Source organism: Sphingomonas sp. PAMC 26605, from assembly GCF_000241485.1.
GTDB lineage: Bacteria > Pseudomonadota > Alphaproteobacteria > Sphingomonadales > Sphingomonadaceae > Sphingomonas.
On sequence record NZ_JH584241.1, the window covers coordinates 3,412,256 to 3,432,368 of the forward strand.

At 67.0% G+C, this 20,113-nt stretch carries 19 protein-coding genes; 7 read left to right on the forward strand and 12 right to left on the reverse strand.

Going from position 1 to position 20,113, the window contains the following annotated elements:
- Positions 1-28: 28 nt before the first annotated feature.
- Positions 29-1,342 carry a methylenetetrahydrofolate--tRNA-(uracil(54)-C(5))-methyltransferase (FADH(2)-oxidizing) TrmFO gene (trmFO, locus tag RH90_RS15800; protein WP_010186944.1) on the forward strand — a complete coding sequence of 438 codons (1,314 nt, stop codon included), beginning with the start codon at positions 29-31 and terminating at the stop codon, positions 1,340-1,342.
- A gap of 7 nt (positions 1,343-1,349) precedes the next feature.
- Here the strand turns inward: trmFO and RH90_RS15805 are convergent, their stop codons facing one another.
- From RH90_RS15805 to pdhA, 4 genes are all read right to left on the reverse strand, one after another.
- Positions 1,350-1,832 (reverse strand): EF-hand domain-containing protein, encoded by a 483-nt coding sequence (locus tag RH90_RS15805; RefSeq protein ID WP_029625366.1) that lies wholly within the window; start codon positions 1,830-1,832, stop codon positions 1,350-1,352.
- A gap of 56 nt (positions 1,833-1,888) precedes the next feature.
- Positions 1,889-2,563 carry a squalene/phytoene synthase family protein gene (locus tag RH90_RS15810; protein ID WP_010186946.1) on the reverse strand — a complete coding sequence of 225 codons (675 nt, stop codon included), beginning with the start codon at positions 2,561-2,563 and terminating at the stop codon, positions 1,889-1,891.
- 125 nt (positions 2,564-2,688) lie between these two features.
- Complete coding sequence (locus RH90_RS15815) at positions 2,689-4,107, reverse strand: pyruvate dehydrogenase complex E1 component subunit beta (protein WP_010186947.1); 1,419 nt, start codon at positions 4,105-4,107, stop codon at positions 2,689-2,691.
- On the reverse strand, positions 4,107-5,153 hold the full coding sequence (gene pdhA, locus RH90_RS15820) for a pyruvate dehydrogenase (acetyl-transferring) E1 component subunit alpha (RefSeq protein WP_029625367.1): 1,047 nt from the start codon (positions 5,151-5,153) through the stop codon (positions 4,107-4,109). Before pdhA ends, RH90_RS15815 begins: the two co-directional genes overlap by 1 nt.
- A gap of 222 nt (positions 5,154-5,375) precedes the next feature.
- On the opposite strand from pdhA, the gene RH90_RS15830 reads away from it, so the two are divergent.
- From RH90_RS15830 to RH90_RS15840, 3 genes are all read left to right on the forward strand, one after another.
- A complete protein-coding gene (locus tag RH90_RS15830) occupies positions 5,376-6,659 on the forward strand; it encodes an MFS transporter (RefSeq protein WP_010186951.1) in 1,284 nt (427 codons plus the stop codon).
- On the forward strand, positions 6,656-7,576 hold the full coding sequence (gene cysK, locus RH90_RS15835; RefSeq protein WP_010186952.1) for a cysteine synthase A: 921 nt from the start codon (positions 6,656-6,658) through the stop codon (positions 7,574-7,576). The genes RH90_RS15830 and cysK overlap by 4 nt, the downstream gene beginning before the upstream one ends.
- Before the next feature lie 340 nt (positions 7,577-7,916).
- Positions 7,917-9,182: a cell wall hydrolase gene (locus RH90_RS15840; protein ID WP_081477014.1), complete on the forward strand. Its 1,266-nt coding sequence runs from the start codon at positions 7,917-7,919 to the stop codon at positions 9,180-9,182.
- Between the two features lie 34 nt (positions 9,183-9,216).
- Here RH90_RS15840 and RH90_RS15845 read toward each other — a convergent pair whose 3' ends face one another.
- From RH90_RS15845 to RH90_RS15865, 5 genes are all read right to left on the reverse strand, one after another.
- Positions 9,217-11,019: an acyl-CoA dehydrogenase C-terminal domain-containing protein gene (locus RH90_RS15845; RefSeq protein ID WP_010186954.1), complete on the reverse strand. Its 1,803-nt coding sequence runs from the start codon at positions 11,017-11,019 to the stop codon at positions 9,217-9,219.
- Positions 11,019-11,438 (reverse strand): MerR family transcriptional regulator, encoded by a 420-nt coding sequence (locus RH90_RS15850; protein ID WP_029625369.1) that lies wholly within the window; start codon positions 11,436-11,438, stop codon positions 11,019-11,021. Before RH90_RS15850 ends, RH90_RS15845 begins: the two co-directional genes overlap by 1 nt.
- Positions 11,439-11,543: 105 nt before the next feature.
- Positions 11,544-12,089 (reverse strand): hypothetical protein, encoded by a 546-nt coding sequence (locus tag RH90_RS15855; protein ID WP_010186956.1) that lies wholly within the window; start codon positions 12,087-12,089, stop codon positions 11,544-11,546.
- Entirely contained in the window at positions 12,086-12,448 is a 363-nt protein-coding gene (gene hisI, locus RH90_RS15860; RefSeq protein ID WP_010186957.1) for a phosphoribosyl-AMP cyclohydrolase, read from the reverse strand. The genes RH90_RS15855 and hisI overlap by 4 nt, the downstream gene beginning before the upstream one ends.
- Positions 12,449-12,635: 187 nt before the next feature.
- Positions 12,636-12,884 carry a Rho termination factor N-terminal domain-containing protein gene (locus RH90_RS15865; RefSeq protein ID WP_010186958.1) on the reverse strand — a complete coding sequence of 83 codons (249 nt, stop codon included), beginning with the start codon at positions 12,882-12,884 and terminating at the stop codon, positions 12,636-12,638.
- Between the two features lie 130 nt (positions 12,885-13,014).
- Between RH90_RS15865 and purF the strand changes: the two genes are divergently transcribed.
- Together purF and RH90_RS15875 are read left to right on the forward strand one after the other, a co-directional pair.
- A complete protein-coding gene (gene purF / locus RH90_RS15870) occupies positions 13,015-14,499 on the forward strand; it encodes an amidophosphoribosyltransferase (RefSeq protein ID WP_010186959.1) in 1,485 nt (494 codons plus the stop codon).
- A gap of 189 nt (positions 14,500-14,688) precedes the next feature.
- Positions 14,689-15,399 (forward strand): SDR family NAD(P)-dependent oxidoreductase, encoded by a 711-nt coding sequence (locus tag RH90_RS15875; RefSeq protein ID WP_010186960.1) that lies wholly within the window; start codon positions 14,689-14,691, stop codon positions 15,397-15,399.
- Here RH90_RS15875 and RH90_RS15880 read toward each other — a convergent pair.
- From RH90_RS15880 to RH90_RS15890, 3 genes are read right to left on the reverse strand one after another with little or no spacing between them, the layout of a single operon-like run.
- Positions 15,396-16,616, reverse strand: a complete 1,221-nt coding sequence (locus tag RH90_RS15880) for an SAM-dependent methyltransferase (protein WP_029625371.1) — start codon at positions 16,614-16,616, stop codon at positions 15,396-15,398. The two genes, RH90_RS15875 and RH90_RS15880, sit on opposite strands and share 4 nt — an antisense overlap.
- Positions 16,617-16,659: 43 nt before the next feature.
- Entirely contained in the window at positions 16,660-18,033 is a 1,374-nt protein-coding gene (locus RH90_RS15885; RefSeq protein ID WP_010186964.1) for a cryptochrome/photolyase family protein, read from the reverse strand.
- Between the two features lie 55 nt (positions 18,034-18,088).
- Complete coding sequence (locus tag RH90_RS15890) at positions 18,089-19,063, reverse strand: histone deacetylase family protein (protein ID WP_010186966.1); 975 nt, start codon at positions 19,061-19,063, stop codon at positions 18,089-18,091.
- A 35-nt stretch (positions 19,064-19,098) separates the two neighbouring features.
- Between RH90_RS15890 and RH90_RS15895 the strand changes: the two genes are divergently transcribed.
- Complete coding sequence (locus RH90_RS15895) at positions 19,099-20,055, forward strand: alpha/beta hydrolase (protein ID WP_037492848.1); 957 nt, start codon at positions 19,099-19,101, stop codon at positions 20,053-20,055.
- Positions 20,056-20,113: the final 58 nt, after the last annotated feature.

Genomic DNA, 20,113 nt, shown 5'->3' on the forward strand with positions numbered 1-20,113 from the left:
CCGACTTGCGCCCGCTATCAGCCGGTGCATGACACATGACGTACACATTATTGGCGGGGGCCTCGCGGGCTCCGAAGCCGCCTGGCAACTCGCCGAGGCCGGGTTCAAGGTCAAACTTTCGGAGATGCGTGGTTCGGGCGAGATGACCCCGGCGCACCAGACCGACGGCCTTGCCGAACTGGTCTGTTCGAACAGCTTCCGTTCGGACGATGCGACGAGCAACGCGGTCGGGTTGATCCACCAGGAGATGCGCACGCTCGGCTCGCTCATTCTGCGCGAGGCCGACGTCCACAAGGTGCCCGCCGGATCGGCGCTCGCAGTCGATCGCGATCGCTTCTCCGATGGCGTCACTGCGGCGCTAAGCGCACACCCGAATATCACGATCGTCCGTGAGCGTGTGGACGTCCTGCCCGAGACCGGGCTGACGATCGTCGCGACCGGCCCGCTCACCGCCCCGGCGCTTGCCTCGAGCATCGGTGGCGCGACCGGTAGCGACGCACTCGCCTTCTTCGATGCGATCGCGCCGATCGTCCATTTCGACAGCATCGACATGGACACCGCCTGGTTCCAGTCGCGCTGGAACAAGGGGGAAGGCAAGGATTACATCAACTGCGCGCTCAACAAGGAGGAGTATCTCGCCTTCCACACCGGGCTGATCGAGGGCGAGAAGACCGAGTTCAAGGAATGGGAGGACGTCCCCTATTTCGAGGGCTGCATGCCGATCGAGGTGGCGGCATCGCGCGGGGTCGACACGCTGCGCTACGGGCCGATGAAGCCCGTCGGGCTCGACGATCCGCGCACCGGACGCTGGCCCTATGCGGTCGTCCAGCTCCGGCAGGACAATGCGTCGGCCACGCTGTGGAACATCGTCGGCTTCCAGACCAAGCTGAAGCATAGCGAGCAGGTCCGGCTGTTCCGCACCATCCCCGGGCTGCAGAATGCCGAATTCGCGCGGTTGGGCGGATTGCATCGCAACACCTTCATCCGCTCGCCCGAATTGCTCGACGCGACGTTGCGGTTGAAGGCGCGTCCCAACATCCGCTTCGCCGGCCAGATCACCGGCTGCGAGGGCTATGTCGAAAGCGCGGCGATCGGGCTGCTCGCCGGGCGCTTCGCCGCGGCCGAACTCGGCGGCGCGGCGATGAGCCCGCCGCCGGTCGCGACAGCGCTGGGCGCTTTGCTGCATCACATCACCGGCGCCGCGGTGGCCGAGACGTATCAGCCGATGAACGTCAATTTCGGCCTGTTCCCGCCGATCGAGGGCCGTACCAAGAAGGCCGATCGCAAGAAGATGTATACCGACCGCGCGCGCGACGCGCTCGGGGCGTGGCTCGCGGCTTAGGCACCGATCAGCTCTCCTCGCCGTTCGCTGGTGCCTCATCCTTGGCGGCCGGCGGACAGTCGCGCCGGATGCGCGGCGGCTTGCGCTTGACCGCGGTCCTGGCGAATTCGACCGGCGTCATCGCACCGGATTTGTCGGCGTCGGCCAGCGCGAACTTGCCCTCGGCCTTCACTGCCCATTCGTCGAACGACAGCATGCCGTCATGGTTGACGTCGAGTTTGGCGAATGCCTTGCGCCGAGCGGCGAGATATTCCTCGCGCGTGACCTTGCCGTCGCGATCCTTGTCGTAGCGATCGAAGCGTTTCTGCTCGCGCGTCTTGTCGCTCGCCTCGGGAACGGTCGCGGGAAGCGGGGCGGTCGCCCCGGCCGCTGGCGGCGCCGGGGAGGAGAGCGGCAACGCCGCGACCGAGCGCGCATTGCGATTCAAAATCAGCATCCCCGCCGCCGCTAGCGCTAATGCCGCCAGCCCGCCCACCAGATAGCGCCACATATCGTCCCCCCACGACTGTTGCGCCATCGTAACGCTTTCTCGTCGATCGCGAAAGGCTATCGTCCGGTGAGTCGGTGCAGCGCCAGCCGCGCGACCCGGCGCGGCGTGGCGCGGAGTATCGGCGTGTCGAGTGGAACGGCAAGGTCCATCCGCGCAAGATGGGCAAGCGCGCCCAACGGCCGCCCCGCCCGGCTCCACCGTATCGCCGTCGCCGCCGCGATCGCGGGTGACGCGGCCGCCGCGGCGCGTCGCGCCGCCTCGGGATCGCGCATGTGACGAGCCAGGTCGGCCAAAGCCCATCCTTCGCCGGCCGCTTCGACCGGGTCACTCGAGGCACCGCCAAGGAGCGACCGGGCCGCGACGAACATCGTACGCCCGCGCGCGGCGGCATGAGCCGCCAGAGCCGCCGGGCCGATCGCCTCTGCCTCGAGCAGCGCTTCCCATCCGTCGATCATCGCCGCAAGCTGCGCGCCAGAGACGCCGCGCGGCAGAACGCTTTCGGCCAGCGCCTGCAAGACCGGTTGCGCCGGCGGCGGTGCGGCGTCGAGCGCGGTCAGCGCGTCGTGCCACCATGTCAGCCGCATCTGCCCGACCAATGGTTCGCGCGTCGTGCGAAGGATCTGTCCGAGCGTGTCGTCGAGCGCAAGCAGCGCGGCAAGGCCGGTTCGCGTTGCCGCGGGGGCGTAGGACAGCACAAGCGCACGCTCGGGCACCGTAGCGCGATCGTTCATCGTGCTCTCCCGCTGATGGCACTCGTCGGATCGGAGGGAATCATCCGCCGACGCTAGTCGCGAAGGCTTGGCTGCAGCAAGCGCGCATCCCGCCAGCCGCGGCTGACGGGACGGCGACTGGGCGCTCAGCCCCGGTAAGTCACCTGCTTGACCGCCGCGACGATCTTGTCGGCGTTGACCAGCATCAGCTTCTCGAGGTTCGCTGCATAGGGCATCGGCACGTCCTCGTTGGTGACGCGCAGCACCGGTGCGTCGAGATCGTCGAAGCCCTGCTCCATGCACAAAGCCTGGATTTCCGACGCGATCGAGCAGGTCGGCCAGCCTTCCTCGGCAACGACGAGGCGGTTGGTCTTCTTGAGGCTCTTGAGCACCGATTGGGTGTCGAGCGGGCGCAGCGTGCGCAGGTCGAGCACTTCGGCGTCGATGCCCTCGTCCGCCAGCTTCGCGGCGGCTTCGAGCGCGAGCCCGACGCCGATCGAATAGCTGACGATCGTGACGTCCTTGCCCTCGCGCATGATCCGCGCCTTGCCGATCGGCAGGACGTAGTCATCAAGCTTGGGCACGTCGAAGGTGCGGCCGTAGAGCAGCTCGTTCTCGAGGAACACGACGGGATCCTCGGTACGGATCGCCGCCTTGAGCAGGCCCTTGGCATCGGCGGCGTCATACGGCGCGATCACGATCAGGCCGGGGACGCTCGCATACCACGGCGCATAGTTCTGCGAATGCTGCGCACCGACGCGGCTCGCCGCAGCGTTCGGCCCGCGGAACACGATCGGGCAGCGCATCTGGCCACCCGACATGTAGTTGGTCTTGGCGGCCGAGTTTACGATGTGATCGATCGCCTGCATCGCGAAGTTGAAGGTCATGAACTCGACGATCGGACGAAGCCCGCCCATCGCCGCGCCCGTGCCGATACCGGCAAAGCCGTATTCGGTGATCGGCGTGTCGATCACGCGCTTGTCGCCGAACTCCTCGAGCAGACCCTGCGTCACCTTGTACGCGCCCTGATATTGCGCAACTTCCTCGCCCATCACGAAGATGCGCTTATCGGCGCGCATTTCCTCGGCCATTGCGTCGCGCAAAGCCTCGCGCAGCGTCAGCTTGACCATCTCGGTCCCCTCGGGGATCGCGGGATCGCTGACTTCGGCCTTGTGCTCGGCAGCCTTCTCGAGCTGGTGCGTACCGGTGTCGACCTTCTTGGCCTGGGGCTCCGGCGTCGCCTCGGCCTTCTGTTCGGCGGGCTGATCGGGCGCGGGCGCTGCGGCTTCGGACTTGCCTTCGCCGGTCGCGGCGGGCTCTTCGCCCTCGGCGGTCAGCGTCGCGATGACGGTGCCGACCTTCACATTGTCGGTGCCCTCGGCGACGAGGATCTGGCCGATCGTCCCTTCGTCGACGGCTTCGAATTCCATCGTCGCCTTGTCGGTCTCGATCTCGGCCATGATGTCGCCCGACTTGACGACGTCACCTTCCTTGACGAGCCATTTGGCGAGCGTGCCCTCCTCCATCGTCGGGGAGAGCGCGGGCATCTTGATTTCGACGGGCATCAGTATGTTTCCACCAGAATGTCGGTGTAGAGTTCGGCTGCGTCAGGCTCGGGCGCCTGCTCGGCGAAGTCGGCGGCTTCGTTGACGATCTTGCGGATCTCCTGGTCGACCGTCTTGAGCTCAGCCTCGGTCACGCCCTGCGCGTCGAGCAGCTTTTTGACATGGTCGATCGGATCCGACTTGTCGCGCACCGCCTGGACTTCGTCGCGCGAGCGATACTTGGCCGGATCGGACATCGAGTGGCCGCGATAGCGATAGGTCTTCATCTCGAGGATGATCGGCCCCTTGCCCGCGCGGACCCAGGCGAGCGCTTCCTCGGCGGCGCCGCGGCACGCCAGCACGTCCATGCCGTCGACCTGGATGCCCGGGATGCGGAACGATTCGCCGCGGCGGAAGAGCTGGTCCTCGGCCGACGAGCGGTTGACGCTCGTGCCCATCGCGTACTCATTATTCTCGATCACATAGATGATCGGCAGCTTCCACAGCTCGGCCATGTTGAAGCTCTCGTACACCTGCCCCTGGTTCGACGCACCGTCGCCGAAATAGGCCATGGCGACGCCGCCATCCTCGTTATATTTGTGGGCGAAGGCGAGGCCCGTGCCGAGCGACACCTGCGCGCCGACGATGCCGTGGCCGCCGTAGAACTTCTTCTCGGTCGAGAACATGTGCATCGAGCCGCCCTTGCCGCGGCTGATGCCCGCGCCACGCCCGGTCAGCTCGGCCATGATCACCTTGGGGTCGATGCCGTAGGCGAGCATGTGGCCGTGATCGCGATACCCGGTGATGACCGAGTCCTTGTCGCCGTCGAGACCCGACTGCAGGCCGACCGCGACGGCTTCCTGGCCGATATAGAGGTGGCAGAAGCCGCCGATCAGGCCGAGGCCATAGAGCTGGCCGGCCTTTTCCTCGAAGCGGCGAATGAGGAGCATCTGCTTGTAGAAAGCGAGCAGCTCTTCCTTCGAGGCCTCGTACAGTTTGGGCTCGTCGGGGCGCTCGCGGTTCGGCACCGGGGGTTGTGCCTTTACGGCGGCGGGGGCTTTTGCCACGTCTTGAAGACCTCATAACCTGGGGAGAGGGACGCCGAGCCTATAGGCGCGATGTTGCGCCGATATCAATCGCCCCCGTCAAAACGATGCACGCGCCGCATGTTTCCCGCGGTGCCGCTCGGGATGACGGGGAACGAGGGACGGCGGAACAGCGCAAGTTTCTGCGCGCCAAGCATATCGTCGATTGCCCCCCCGCCCGCGCAGAGCTTAAGGCAGCATAAAATGACAGCCGCCCCGCACCCGCTCCGCATCGCCCAGTTCCGCTCCTATTGGGCGGCACGCTTCGCGATGACGATCGCGCAGAATGCGATGATCATCGTCATCGGCTGGCAGACCTACACGATCGCGCGCACGACGATGTCGCCCGCTGGCGCCGCCGCGCAGCTCGGGCTGATCGGGCTGCTGCAGTTCATACCGCTGTTCGTCACGACGCCGATCACCGGCTGGGTCGCCGATCGATTCGACCGGCGGCTGATCACGCGCTGCACGCTCGCGCTGCAGGTGCTGTGCGCGCTGATCCTCGCGCTCGTCACCTATACCGAGGGGATGACGCTTCCCGTGCTGTTCTCGGTCGCGGTCCTGCTCGGGCTCGGCCGCGCCTTTGCCGGGCCGGCGTTCGGCGCGCTCGCGCCCAATCTCGTGCCGCGCGAAGTCCTGCCGACCGCGATCGCGCTGAGTTCGATCTCGTGGCAGGTCGGCACGATCATCGGGCCGGCGCTCGGCGGCTTCGCCTATGCCGCCGCGCCATGGGGCGCATACGCACTGGCGACGGTGTTGTTCGTGGTCGCACTCGCAGCGATGCTCACGATCCCGCCGGTGCCGCGGTCGATCGCCGCGCATAAGGGCAATCCGCTGCGCCAGATCGTCGATGGCCTCGCCTATGTCGGTCAGAACAAGCTGGTGCTCGGCGCGATCACGCTCGATCTGTTCGCCGTGTTCCTGGCAGGAACCAGCGCGTTGCTGCCGATCTACGCGCACGACATTCTGAAGGTCGGCCCGCAAGGGCTGAGCCTGCTTGCCGCCGCACCCGCCGTCGGGGCTGCGGTGGTCGCGCTGTTCTTCTCGTTCCGCCCGATCAAGACCAATGTCGGGCCCAAGATGCTCGGCGCGGTGCTGGTCTATGGCGTCGCCACGGTGGTGTTCGGCCTGTCACAGATCATGACGCTGAGCCTCGGCGCGCTCGTCGTCGCGGGGGCGGCGGACATGTTCTCGGTCTATATCCGCCAGTCGCTCGTCACGCTGCACACGCCCGACGACAAGCGCGGGCGCGTCGGCGCGGTGTCGCAGCTCACCATTTCGGCCTCGAACGAGCTCGGCGAGGCTGAGTCGGGCTTCCTCGCGGCGGCGCTCGGGCCGGTCGGCGCGGTGCTGGTCGGCGGCGGGGGGGCGATTGTCGTGACGATCCTCTGGACCTATCTCTTCCCAAGCATTCGCAATGCGAAAACCTTCGATCCGCCCAAAAGCGCGCAAGACTCGCACGATCTCGAACTGGAGGCCACGCCATGAAAGCCAACACGATCCTCGACACGATCGGCAACACGCCGCACGTCCGCGTCCAGAAGCTGTTCCCCGGCGCCGAAGTGTGGATCAAGTCGGAACGCTCGAACCCCGGCGGCTCGATCAAGGACCGCATCGCGCTGGCGATGATCGAGGCGGCCGAGCGTGACGGCCATCTCCAGCACGGCGGGACGATCATCGAGCCCACTTCGGGCAACACCGGCGTCGGCCTCGCGATGGTCGCCGCAGTCAAGGGCTACAAGCTCGTGCTCGTGATGCCCGAGAGCATGTCGCTTGAACGCCGCCGCCTGATGCTGGCGTACGGCGCGACCTTCGACCTCACCCCGCGCGAGAAGGGCATGAAGGGCGCGATCGAGCGGGCGCTCGAACTCGTCGAACAGACGCCGAACGCGTGGATGCCGCAGCAGTTCGAGAACCCCGCCAACATCGACGTCCATGTCCGCACGACTGCGCTCGAGATTCTCAACGACTTCCGCGATTCGCCGATCGACGTGATCATCACCGGCGTCGGCACCGGCGGGCACATCACCGGTGTCGCCGAGCGGCTCAAGCAGGAGTGGCCGAACCTCAAGGTCTATGCGGTCGAGCCCGCCGCATCGCCGGTAATCTCGGGCGGGACGCCAGGACCGCATCCGATCCAGGGGATCGGCGCGGGCTTCGTCCCCGCCAACCTCCACACCCAGGCGATCGACGGCGCGATCAAGGTCGACGCAACCGTCGCCAAGGACATGGCACGCCGCTCGGCGGCCGAGGAAGGGATGCTCGTCGGAATCAGCTCGGGCGCGACGCTCGCCGCGATCCTGCAGAAGCTGCCCGATCTGCCCGAGGGTGTGCGTGTGCTCGGCTTCAACTACGACACGGGCGAGCGCTATCTGTCGGTCCCGGACTTCCTGCCGGAGAGTTGAGCGGGGTCGCAATACGCTGACCGGACACGCCACACACACTGGTTCGTCACCCCGGGCTTGTCCCGGGGTGCACCGGGATGGACGCGCGCCGCCGTTGCTCATGCGGCACGGTGGACCCCGGCACGAGGCCGGGGTGACGGTTGGGGGATTGATGTATCTTCCGAACGGTGCCTGACCGCGGATCGCGCTGACATCGCGCCCATTTCGTATCCGCGCGGGAATGCGCTAAAGGCGCTGGCCCAATTCGGTCAGGAGCCGTTCGTGCCCTCGTTGCTTCTTCTCAATTCCCGGTCGTGACGGCATGACTCCCGTCCGCCCTCCTAGCGCCACCTTGCGCGCGATCGTCGTGGCGATCGCGGCGCTGGCGATCCTTGTCCCTGTCCTGCTGATCCGCTTCGCGCGGCCGCTCGTGCGCCATCATGTCGCGCGCACCGCCGCGCAGCGGGTCGTTCCCGCCGCCGAGCTGCCGCCGGTCGAGCCGGTCGCCTTCCAGGATCTCGACCCCGACGATGCGCGCGCGTTCAACGCGAGCGTACCCTTCGTCGACGGTCCCAACCCGGCCGCGCGCCCGTTCAAGCTCGGCGGCGATCCGATCCAGCGCACGCGTGCGATCGACTGCATGGCCGCTGCCGTGCTCTACGAAGCAGGCGACGATCCGGTCGGCCAACGCGCGGTCGCGCAGGTGGTGATCAACCGCGTCCGCCATCCCGCCTTCCCCAAGACGATCTGCGGCGTGGTGTTCCAGGGCGCCGAGCGCACGACCGGCTGCCAGTTCACCTTCACCTGCGACGGCGCGCTCGTCCACCACAAATGGCTCGACGCGCAATGGACGCGCGCGCGCGAAACCGCGACCGCGGCGCTGACCGGCGCGGTGTTCAAGCCGGTCGGCTATGCCACGCATTACCATACCGACTGGGTCGTGCCCTATTGGCAGTCGAGCCTCGACAAGATCGCCGCGGTGAACACGCATCTGTTCTTCCGCTGGACCGGCTGGTGGGGCACCCCGCCCGCCTTCAACCGCCACGTGTCGAACGACGAGCCGATCATCGCGCAACTCGCCGCCTATTCGGATGCGCACCGCGATGAGCCTTCGATCGTCGCGACCGAAGCGCTGTATGTCGACCCCGTCGCCGCGGCTACTCCGCTCCCGACCGAGCTGGCGAGCGACGACGGCAGCTTCCTGCTGACGCTCGACGCCAAGAAGATCACGCCCGACGGCTTCGCGCAGCTCGCCACGCGAACCTGCGGCGATCGCGCCTATTGCAAGGTGATGGGGTGGAGCGACAAGGCGAAGACGCCCGCTGCACTGCCATTGCAGCCGACGCAGATCGCCGCGCTCTCGTTCAGCTATCTGCGCGACCGGGCGCGGGGCTATGACAAGGCGCTATGGAACTGCACCGAGTTCAAGCGCGCGGACGTGTCGCAATGCATGAAGCAGCAGGTCTATCTGCCGGCACAGCGCGGCGCCGATGGGTTCAAGCTTGAGACTGTGCCCGGCGCGGTGCGTGCGCCGTTCCCGTCCGCCACGCCACCGGAGGGGCTGATCGGGGTGCGGCGCAAGGCCGAGGTCGCCCCGGTCGCAAAGCCGACGCCAGAGGGGCAGTAACCTGGGTCCTCCCCGTGCCGGGGAGGAGCGACGTTCAAGCGGCGGCGAACATCTCCGGCGGGATCGCCATCACCGACTCGGCGCCAGCCTCGATCTTGCGGCGCAAGGCGCCCGCTTCGGGCATGATCCGCTCGGCGAAGTAGCGCGCGGTCATCAGCTTGGCGTCGAGGAACGCCTGGTCCCCCTCGCCCGCTGCCTTGAGCTTGGTCGCCGCGGTCGCCATCCGCAGCCACATCACGCCGAGGCCAACGATGCCCATGATGTGCATGTAGCTGTGCGCGCCGGCGCCGACATTGTCGGGGTTCTGCATGCCGTTCTGCATGAACCACATCGTCGCCGCCTGCAGTTCGCCATTCGCCTTCTCGAGGCGGCTGGCGAAATCGGCGGTCGCCGGATCGGCCTTGCCCGCCGCGACGTCGTCGGCGACGACCTTGAAGAACGCCTGCACCGCGCGGCCACCGTTCTGTGCGAGCTTGCGCCCGACCAGATCCATCGCCTGCACGCCGTTGGTGCCCTCGTAGATCATCGCGATGCGCGCATCGCGGACATATTGCTCCATGCCCCATTCGGCGATGTAGCCGTGGCCGCCGTAGACCTGCTGCGCGTTGGTCGCGACGTCATAGCCCTTGTCGGTGCCATAGCCCTTGATGACGGGCGTGAGCAGGCCGATCAGGTCCGAGGCAAGCTGGCGCTCTTCCTCGGTCGCACCGGCATGCTCGAGATCGACCTGGAGCGCGCCCCACAGGCACAATGCACGAAGGCCTTCGGTCAGCGCCTTGGCTTCCATCAGCATGCGGCGGACGTCGGGATGGACGAACAGCGTGTCGGCCTTCTCGTTCGGCTCCTTCGGGCCGGTCAGCGCGCGCCCCTGGCGACGGTCGTGCGCGTACTGGACGGCGTTCTGATAGGCAACCTCGGCGACGCCCAAGCCCTGCAGGCCGACGCCCAAGCGGGCGGCGTTCATCATGATGAACATCGCGGCGAGGCCCTTCATCTCCTCGCCGACGAGCCAGCCGATCGCGCCGTCATAGTTCATCACGCAGGTCGAATTGGCGTGGATCCCCATCTTGTGCTCGATCGAGCCGCAGGTGACGGGGTTGCGCGCGCCGAGCGAGCCATCGTCGTTAACGAGGAATTTGGGCACGACGAACAGCGAAATGCCCTTCGAGCTTTCGGGCGCGCCCGGCGTCTTCGCCAGCACGAGGTGGATGATGTTCTCGGTCAGATCGTGCTCGCCCGACGAGATGAAGATCTTGGTGCCGGTGATCGCGTAGGAACCGTCGCCCTGCGGCTCGGCGCGGGTGCGGATCAGGCCGAGATCGGTGCCGCACTGCGGCTCGGTCAGGTTCATCGTGCCGCCCCATTTGCCGCTGACCATGTTGGGGACGTACTTGGCCTTCTGCTCGTCCGAGCCCTTGACCAGCAGCGCGGCGATCGCACCGTGCGACAGGCCGGGATACATGGCGAACGCCATGTTCGCCGAGATCATGAATTCCTGAAACGCGGTCGATACGACGTGTGGCATCGCCTGGCCGCCGAATTCTTCCGGCGCGCTGAGCGTGCCCCAGCCCGACTCGACGAACGCATCATAGGCTTCCTTGAATCCCTTGGGCGTAGTGACCGAGCCATCGTCGTGCCGCGTGCAGCCTTCCTGATCGCCCGAATAGTTGAGCGGAAAGAGCACCTCGGCGACGAACTTGCCGCCCTCGTCGAGCACGGCATCGACGACGTCGGGCGTCACGTTCTGGAAGCCGGCGTGGTTCGCGTAGTTTTCCAGCCCGACGACATGCTCGAGCACGAAGCGGACGTCGCGGACGGGGGGCGTATATTGGGGCATCAGGCTTCCTTCGGATGGGTGTGTTCGACGAGGTCGATGAACTCGGTCAATTCGGCGATCGCGGCGTCGATGTCGTGCTTCTGCGCCTCGAGCAACGCGACCCGGCTCCGGCAGCGCTCGATCGTGACGGCCCGCTGCGCACGCCGACCGTCGCCGATATCGTAGAGGTCGATCATCTCGCGAATTTCCGAAAGCGAGAAGCCGACGCGCTTGCCACGCAGGATCCAGGCGAGCCGCGCACGGTCGCGCTGCGAATAGATGCGCGCGGTGCCACGGCGCTCGGGGGCGATCAGCCCCTCATCCTCGTAAAATCGCAAAGCGCGCGCGGTGACTCCGAACTCGGCCGAAAGGTCGGAAATCGCGAAATGATCGCGATCGGGGTGACGCTCGATCAAGGCATAGGCGGGACCGGTAGACATGCCGTCCAGATAGTTGCCGCTTACGTGAACGTCAACATGCCCGACGCGCATTTCGCGACGAGTTGCCGCGCTGCTCGACAGGGCGATGTCGGCGCGCGATCTGTCTTAGCCGCCGTCTCCGCACAACAACCGACCCCGCGTGTCGCGCAGCGTCGCCGCCTCGGCTGCCGATTCGCTCAGCCGGGTGACGTCGAGCGCCGCGATCGAGGCGCGGCCGCGACAGGCTTGCTGGCAGCGATCCGGCACGCGCGGCGGGAAGACGATGCGATCCCCCTCGAAGCGCGCGTCGAGGCTGCAGCCAGCGCCCGCCCCCGTGCCGAGCGTGACGTGGAGCGTGTCGCCATCGCGCGTTACAACGCCCGAGACCCCGCAATTTTGTGTCTCGTCATAATCGACGAACACCCCGATCCGATAGGCTTTCGCACTCGGCACGATACAGATGCGGTCGTTCTCGGTCGCATAGACGCCGGTCAGATCGGTGCTCGCCGGATCGGCGATGACGCCTGCCTGGATCGCGGCGGCCTCGAGTCCCTGCGGTGTCGGCGATGCCGCCGGATCCGGAGCGCCGCGATGGCATCCCGCGAGCAGGACCAGCGCAGCAAGCGCAGGCCAGGCGCCCTCACATCCACGCGTGCCCAAAAGCGGCGTCATTCCGCCGCTGCCAGCCGATCGCCCTCGATCCGGCGGTAGAAGCAGCTACGCGCGCCGGTATGGCAGGCGGGGCCGGCGGGATCGACGATCAGCCACACCGCGTCCTGATCGCAATCGATGCGAATGTCGGCGACGTGGAGCACGTGGCCCGACGTCTCGCCCTTCTTCCACAGCCGGTTACGGCTGCGCGACCAAAAATGCGCTTCGCCTGTCTCGATCGTCAACCGTAGTGCCTCGGCGTTCATATGCGCGAGCATGAGCACGTCGCCATTTGCGCGGTCGGTCGCGACCGCGGTGATCAGGCCGGCGGCGTCGTATTTAGGGTCCAGCGCCAGGCCGGTTTCGCGGGGATCAGGCATATTCGCTGCTTAGCGGCCCCGCTGGCGCGCGTCACCCCGCCCCCCGCTATCAACACGACCCGCGATCACCGTCACCTCGTTCACCATCATCGTCACCCCAGCGAAATCTGGGGTCTCGTGAAGGCGGGCTCGCGCCTGATCAGGAGACCCCAGCTTTCGCTGGGGTGACGGTATGGTCGGGGGGGGACTAGTCCTTGCGAATCGCCCTAACCAGTTCGGCCTTGGTCATCTTCGAACGCCCGGTGATCCCGATCTCGCGCGCCTCCTTCAGCAGATCATCCTTCGTCCGGTCCTCGAGCTCGGACGCACGGTGCTCGATCGTCCCCGCCGCCTTGGCATTGGCGATTCGCGCCGCCTTTTCCTTCGATGCGCCGTCGCGGCGCAGATCTTCGTAGAGCGTGTCGTCCTTGACGCTCGGGCCATGGTCCTTCGCCACCGCAACCTCCTGCTATTGCCGGGCAAAAAACCCGCGATGCGACCAAACGCTCCGCATGTTGTGACAAAAGCGCGACAAACCCGGGCGCCGTCCCTATATGCCCACGCGAGCGCTACCCCCGAAGGGCGATATGCTGACCACGAATCCACATGAAGACGACACGCTGCACGAAGAGTGCGGCATTTTCGGCATTTCCGGCGCGACCGACGCGGCCCGGCTGGTCGCGCTCGGGCTGCACGCGCTGCAGCACCGCGGCCAGGAGGCGGCCGGCATCACCAGCTTCGACGGGGTGGAATTCCATACGCACCGCGCGATGGGGCATGTCGCGGGCAATTTCGACCGCGAGGAGATCATGGTCCCGTTGCGTGGCTCGGTCGCGTGCGGGCATGTCCGCTACTCGACCACCGGCGAGACGGCGCTGCGCAACGTCCAGCCGCTCTACGCCGACCTCGCCTCGGGCGGGTTCGCGATCGCGCACAACGGCAACATCTCCAACGCGATGCGGCTGCGGCGCGATCTGGTGCGGCGCGGGTCGATCTTCCAGTCGACCAGCGACACAGAAACCATCATCCATCTCGTCGCGACCTCGAACTATCGCACGACGGTCGACAAATTCATCGATGCGCTGAAGCGCGTCGAGGGCGCCTATTCGCTGATCGTGATGACGCCCGAGGGCATGATCGCCTGCCGCGATCCACTCGGCATACGTCCGCTGGTGATGGGCAAGATCGACGGCCCCGATGGCCCCAATGGAGATGGCGGGGCGATCATCTTCGCGTCGGAGACCGTCGCGCTCGACGTGGTCGGCGCGACCTTCGTCCGCTCGATCGAGCCGGGCGAGCTGGTGATGGTCAAGGGCAGCGAAATAACCTCGCACCACCCGTTCGCGCCGGTCGCGCCGCGGCCGTGCATCTTCGAATATGTCTATTTCTCGCGCCCCGATTCGATTTCGGAGGACCGCAGCGTCTACACCGTGCGCAAGGCGATCGGCGCGCAGCTGGCGATCGAGAGCCCGGTGGATGCCGATCTGGTCATCCCGGTCCCCGATTCGGGCACGCCCGCGGCGCTTGGCTATGCGCAGGAGTCGGGCATTCCGTTCGAGCTCGGCATCATCCGCTCGCATTATGTCGGGCGCACCTTCATCCAGCCGAGCGACAAGGTCCGCCACCTCGGCGTCAAGCTGAAGCACAACGCCAATCGCGCGCTGATCGCGGGCAAGAAGATCGTGCTGATCGACGATTCGATCGTGCGCGGCACCACCTCGCTCAAGATCGTCGAGATGATGCGCGAGGCGGGCGCCGCCGAGGTCCACATGCGCATCGCCAGCCCGCCGACGCGGCATTCGTGCTTCTACGGCGTCGACACGCCCGAGCGCGCGAAGCTGCTCGCCGCGACCAAGAATCTCGAAGAGATGGCCGCCTATATCAAGGCTGACAGCCTCGCCTTCATCTCGATCGACGGGCTCTACAAGGCGCTCGGCGAGCCGCAGCGCAACGCGATCCGGCCGAGCCATTGCGACGCCTGCTTCACCGGTGATTATCCGACCAGCCTGACCGATCAGGACGATGTATCGTCGGTCGATCAGTTCGCGCTGTTGGCGGAACGCGTGATCTAAGAACTAAGCCCCTCCCCTTGAGGAGCAACAGGTAAACCGCCCCCCGGGCGGTTTAGGTCAGGCCGGGAGCCTGACCGACCTGTTGCTGGGTTGGGGTAGGGCTGTAACGGGCGCTGACTCTCTGCGAGGCACGTCCCCACCCCCAACCTCTCCCCTGAAGGGGAGGGGCTTTCAGGAGACGGAGCCCGCATGACCGACAAGCCGCTCGCCAATCAAGTTGCCCTCGTCACCGGCGCAAGCCGTGGGATCGGCGCCGCGACAGCGCTCGCGCTTGGCGCCGCGGGCGCACATGTCGTCATCACTGCGCGCACCGCGGCGGGGCTCGAGACGGTCGAGAATGCGATCTTCGACGCGGGCGGTTCCGCGACGATCGCACCGCTCAACCTGACCGAGACCGACAGCATCGCCCGCCTCGGCGCCGCGATCGGCGAGCGCTGGCCCGCGCTGGACATTCTCGTGCTCAACGCCGCGATGCTCGGGCAATTGTCGGCGGTGCCCGCGATCGACCCAAAGGAAATGGCGCAAATCCTCACGCTCAACGTCAGCGCGCAGGCCGCGCTGATCGCGGCGTTCGACCCGATGCTGCGCAAGTCGCAGCGCGCGCGCGTGATCGGCCTGACCTCCAGCGTCGGGCGCAAGCCGCGCGCGTACTGGGGGATGTACGGCGCGTCGAAGGCGGCGTTCGAGACGCTGCTCGCCGCCTATGGCGACGAAATGGAACTGATCAGCTCGGTCCGCACCGCGATCATCGACCCGGGCGCGACGCGCACCGCGATGCGCCACAAGGCCTATCCGGGCGAGGATCCCAAGTCGGTCAAGGATCCCTCGGTGGTGGCCGACCGGATCGTTGCGCTGCTGACCGAGGATTTCGCGACCGGGCATTTCGAGCGAGTGGACTAAACTCCCCTCCCGCTTGCGGGAGGGGAACGCTTGACCAGCGTGACCTGCGCGACATCGATGCCGCCGCCGCGGAAGCCACCTTCGCAATACATCAGATAATAGCGCCACAGTTCGACGAACGCCTGATCGAACTTTGCCGGCAGGCGCCCCTCGACGACCGCGGCATCGAACGCGACGCGCCAGCGCCGCAGCGTTTCGGCGTAGTGCAGCCCGAAGGTTCGGTTGTCGCGCCAATCGAGCCCCTGCGCTTCGGCGATCGCGCGAAAACGACTTTCCGAAAGCAGCATCCCGCCGGGAAAGACGAAGCGCTGGATGAAATCGACGTTCTCGGCATAGGCCGGGAAGATCGCATCGTCGATCGTGATATATTGCAACGCCGCGCGACCGCCCGGCTTGAGCGCGCATGCGATCGCCTCGAGATACGCCGGCCAATATTCCTGCCCGACCGCCTCGACCATTTCGATGCTCGCGACCGCGTCGTAAACCCCGGTCACGTCGCGATAGTCGATCCGCGCCACCGTCACGTCGCGCAACCCGGCCGAAGCGATGCGCGCGTTGACCGCGGCCTCCTGCTCGGTCGACAGCGTAATCGCATCGACCTTGAGCCCGCGCCGCGCCGCGGCTTCGGCGAAGGCGCCCCAGCCGCAGCCGATCTCGAGCACGTGCTCGCCCGGCGCCACCGCGAGGCGGTCGAGGATCGCGTCGATCTTGGTCGCCTGCGCCGCTTCGAGGCCTTCGCCCTCCGACACCGGCTCGGCGAACAGCGCGCTCGAATACATCAGGCTCCGGTCGAGCCACAGCCGGTAGAAATCGTTGCCGAGGTCGTAATGGAACTCGATGTTGCGCCGCGCGCCGACGCGCGAATTGCGCCGCCGGCTGTTCGCGATCCGCCGCACCGCCCGCATCACCCCACCCGAGCGCGCCGTCCCGCCCAGCGTCACGCGGTTGCGCATGAACAGCTCGAACAGGACGGTCGGATCGGGGCTTGCCCATTCCCCCTTCGCCCAGGCGACATACCAGCCCGCAGAGCCCCCCGTCGCGAGCCGCAGCAGCGCGCGCCAACTGCGCAGGTCGACCACCGCCGCCGGCCCCGGCGCGCGACCGCCGAGCAGCCGGTCGCCCCCGTCGGGCAGGCGCGCGGCAAGCGATCCCGCGACCAGACCCGCGTCGATCCGGTCCAGCAGGCGGTGGAAGAGTTTCGAGAAGGCCCCAAGCATCGCGCGCCCCTCGCATCCATGTCGGCGCGCCGCAACGGGATTTTCAGCGTGCGCGGCGGGCCGCCTCCAGCGCACGCTCGCGACCCTCACGGTGGCCGATGATCTTTTCCGGGTAATCGCGCGGCCGGCAGCCGGCCTCCTCGGGGTCATGGATCGCATCGCCTTTGACGCCGGCAAGCTCGGGGACCCATTCCCGGATATAGTCGCCCGCGTCGAATTTGGGCGATTGCACCAGCGGCGCCATAACCCGGCTGAACATGTTCGAATCGATCCCCGTGCCCGCGGTCCATTGCCAATTGACCGAGTTCGACCCGTAATCGCCATCGACCAGGCAATCCCAGAACCAGCGCTCGCCCGCGCGCCAGTCGATCAGCAGATGCTTGATCAGGAAGCTCGCGGTGATCATCCGCACGCGATTGTGCATCCACCCGGTGGTCCACAGCTGGCGCATCCCGGCATCGACGATCGGATAGCCGGTGCGCCCCTGCTGCCACGCCTTCAGATCGGCGTTCGCTTCCTTGCCCGTCCGCCATTCGAGACCGCCGAGCGCGTCCCGGCCGTTCCTGGTGCCATAATCGGGATATTGCAGGATGACGTTCTGCGCATAATCGCGCCAGCCGATCTCGCTGAGGAACACGTCGACCGAGCCACCGGCGTCGGTCACCGCATGCCATACCTGCGCTGCCGAAAGCTCGCCGAAATGGAGATGCGGCGACAGACGCGAGCTGCCGTCGATCGAGGGCAGGTTGCGCGTTTCGTCATAGCGGGCGGCCTGATCGCGAAACGCGTTGAGCCGCTTGTGCGCTGCGTCTTCACCCGGCGTCCATGCCTTGCCGAACCCGGTCGACCAGTCGGGCTTGGTCGGGAGCAGGTCCCAGTCGGCGAGCGAATCGCTCTCGGGCCATGTCTTCGGCGCGGCGATGTGCGCCGGTACGCGCGTCGGTTCGGGCGGCGGCAGCGTCGCCTTGAGCGCGCGCCAGAACGGCGTGTAGATCTTGTACTGGCCACCCGACCCGGTCGTGATCGTCCCCGGCCGCGCGAGATAATTGCCGTCATGGCAGACGAGGTCGAGCGCCTTACCCACCGCCCGCTCGGCGTTGCGCCACCACGGCTCGAAATGGCGGATCGCATGGACGCGTTTCGCGCCGGCATCCTCGGCGACCTTCGCCAATTCCTCGGCCGCGTCGCCGCGCCGCAGGATCAGCCGCGACCCCTTTCCGCGGAGCGCCGCATCGAGACTCGTCAGGCTGTGATGCAGCCACCAGCGCGACGCACCGCCCATCGCATACTGCTTCGCTGCGGCATTATCGAGCACATAGACCGGAATCACCGCGCCCTCGGCCGCCGCCGCGACCAAGGCGGGCTGATCGGCCAGCCGCAGGTCACGCCGCAGCCACAAAAGAACGGGATCGGTCACTTGCAAACACTCGCACGCTGGCGGCAGTAGCATCGACGCTCCGCCTTAACCTCGATCATACTGAACCGGTTTGGTGTCGCATCGTTCCCGGCCAGTGTTCGGCTTGCGACCTGCCCTGTCGCGATCGCCGTTCCGCGCGATAGATTTCGCCAAGCGTCACGATCGCGCGGACATGCGCCCTGGCAAGTGCCATGACGTCGTCGCCATAGCCGCCCCCGACGGTGCTCGCGAGCGCGATGCCGCGGCGCGCGGCGGACTGCGCAATGAACGTCTCGCGCGCGATCAGCCCTTCGTCGCTCAGTGCAAGCCGGCCGAGCCGATCGCCGGCGAGCGGATCGATCCCCGCCTGATAGAGAATCAGCTCGGGCCGATATTCGTCGATCAGCGGCAATAGAGTTGCAGCCAGCGTCGCGAGATAGGCGGCATCGCCGGTCCCGTCCGCGAGGGGAACGTCGAGCGTCGAGCGCGCCTTCCGCGCGGGGAAGTTCTTCTCGGCATGGATCGAATAGGTCGCGATCCCGGGATGGCCGGCGGTGAGCGCCGCGGTGCCGTCGCCTTGATGGACGTCGCAATCGACGATCAGCACGCGCGCGACATCGCCTTCCTCGACCAGCCGAACCGCCGCGATCGCCAGATCGTTGAATACACAATAGCCTGCCCCGGTGTCGGCGAGCGCATGATGACTGCCGCCCGCGCTGTTGGCCGCGAAACCGTGGTCGAGCGCGAGCCGTGCCGCGAGCCACGTCCCCGCGGGCACGACTTGTGCGCGCGCCGCCACGCCCGGCGTGACCGCAAAGCCGATTCGCCGCTCCTTCTCGCGCGGCACGCGCGCCTCGAGCACCTCGGCGACATAGGCCGGATCGTGCGTCGCCTCGAGCCAGCGCAGCGGCATCGGCTCGCACTCGTGCCACGCGATCGCGTCGCCGTGGCTGCGCAACAGGTCGCGGATCGCGGCGTTCTTGCTCAGCTGGCTCGGATTGGCCGACTGGCCGTTCGCGACATAGGCGGGATGATGGACGACCGCGATCATCCCCCCTAGGTAGGGTCGCGAATGGCCAAGACCAGATGGAGAGTTGCGTGACCGATCCGTATGTGCGCCCCGACGTTGCGGGCTTCCTCGGCTTTCTCAACGCGCTCCCCGGCCCGAAGATGCACCAGCTCGAGCCGCCCGCCGCGCGTGCGACCTATGCCGCGATGAAGGACATCGCCGATCCGCCGATCGGCGAACTGGCGATAATCACCGACCTGGCGATCCCCGGCCCCGCTGGCGACATTCCCGCGCGGCTGTTCGACACGGCGGCGACGCGCGCGGCGGGGCCGTTGGTGGTGTTTTTCCACGGCGGCGGCTTCGTGATCGGCGATCTCGACACGCATGCGAGCTTCTGCGCCGAAGTGTCGCGCAGCCTCGACCTGCCGGTCCTGGCGATCGACTATCGCCTCGCGCCCGAAAATCCCTGGCCCGCCGCGCCCGACGATTGCGAGGCGGCGGCGCGCTGGGCGGCGGGGAGCCCCGAAGCGCTTGGGCGCACGGTCACCGGCCTCGTGGTTTGCGGCGACAGCGCCGGCGGCAATCTCGCGATCGTCACCGCGATGGCGCTGCGCGATGCCCCCGCCGCAGTGCCGGTGATCGCGCAACTGCCCTTCTACCCAGCGACCGATACGACGCAGGAATACCCGTCCTACACGCGGTTCGCCGACGGGTATCTCCTGACGCGCGACAGCATGGAATGGTTCAACGCCGCCTATCGGGCCGAGGCCGAGCATATCCGTACTTCGCCGCTGAAGGGCGATCTTGCCGGCATGCCGCCCGCGGTAGTGGTGACTGCGAGCCTCGACCCGATCCGTGATCAGGGGCGCGCTTATGCGGGGGCGCTGGCGGAAGCCGGGGTGCCGGTGGTGTTTCGCGAGGCGGTGGGGAACATTCATGGCTTCATAACGCTGCGCAAGGCGATCGCGTCTTCGGCGGAGGATGTGGCGGGTGCTCTAGCCGCTGCAAAAACCCTGATCGCCGAAGCCCCTTAATCCTCCCCCGGGAACCGGGGGAGGGGGACCGCCCGGCTCCTTCAGCCGGGTGGTGGAG

Coding starts and splice junctions, on each gene's coding strand:
- trmFO (WP_010186944.1), top strand. CDS start 29: ATGACACATGACGTACACATTATTGGCGGGGGCCTCGCGGGCTCCGAA.
- RH90_RS15805 (WP_029625366.1), bottom strand. CDS start 1,832: ATGTGGCGCTATCTGGTGGGCGGGCTGGCGGCATTAGCGCTAGCGGCG.
- RH90_RS15810 (WP_010186946.1), bottom strand. CDS start 2,563: ATGAACGATCGCGCTACGGTGCCCGAGCGTGCGCTTGTGCTGTCCTAC.
- RH90_RS15815 (WP_010186947.1), bottom strand. CDS start 4,107: ATGCCCGTCGAAATCAAGATGCCCGCGCTCTCCCCGACGATGGAGGAG.
- RH90_RS15830 (WP_010186951.1), top strand. CDS start 5,376: ATGACAGCCGCCCCGCACCCGCTCCGCATCGCCCAGTTCCGCTCCTAT.
- cysK (WP_010186952.1), top strand. CDS start 6,656: ATGAAAGCCAACACGATCCTCGACACGATCGGCAACACGCCGCACGTC.
- RH90_RS15845 (WP_010186954.1), bottom strand. CDS start 11,019: ATGCCCCAATATACGCCCCCCGTCCGCGACGTCCGCTTCGTGCTCGAG.
- RH90_RS15850 (WP_029625369.1), bottom strand. CDS start 11,438: ATGTCTACCGGTCCCGCCTATGCCTTGATCGAGCGTCACCCCGATCGC.
- RH90_RS15855 (WP_010186956.1), bottom strand. CDS start 12,089: ATGACGCCGCTTTTGGGCACGCGTGGATGTGAGGGCGCCTGGCCTGCG.
- hisI (WP_010186957.1), bottom strand. CDS start 12,448: ATGCCTGATCCCCGCGAAACCGGCCTGGCGCTGGACCCTAAATACGAC.
- purF (WP_010186959.1), top strand. CDS start 13,015: ATGCTGACCACGAATCCACATGAAGACGACACGCTGCACGAAGAGTGC.
- RH90_RS15875 (WP_010186960.1), top strand. CDS start 14,689: ATGACCGACAAGCCGCTCGCCAATCAAGTTGCCCTCGTCACCGGCGCA.
- RH90_RS15880 (WP_029625371.1), bottom strand. CDS start 16,616: ATGCTTGGGGCCTTCTCGAAACTCTTCCACCGCCTGCTGGACCGGATC.
- RH90_RS15890 (WP_010186966.1), bottom strand. CDS start 19,063: ATGATCGCGGTCGTCCATCATCCCGCCTATGTCGCGAACGGCCAGTCG.
- RH90_RS15895 (WP_037492848.1), top strand. CDS start 19,099: ATGGAGAGTTGCGTGACCGATCCGTATGTGCGCCCCGACGTTGCGGGC.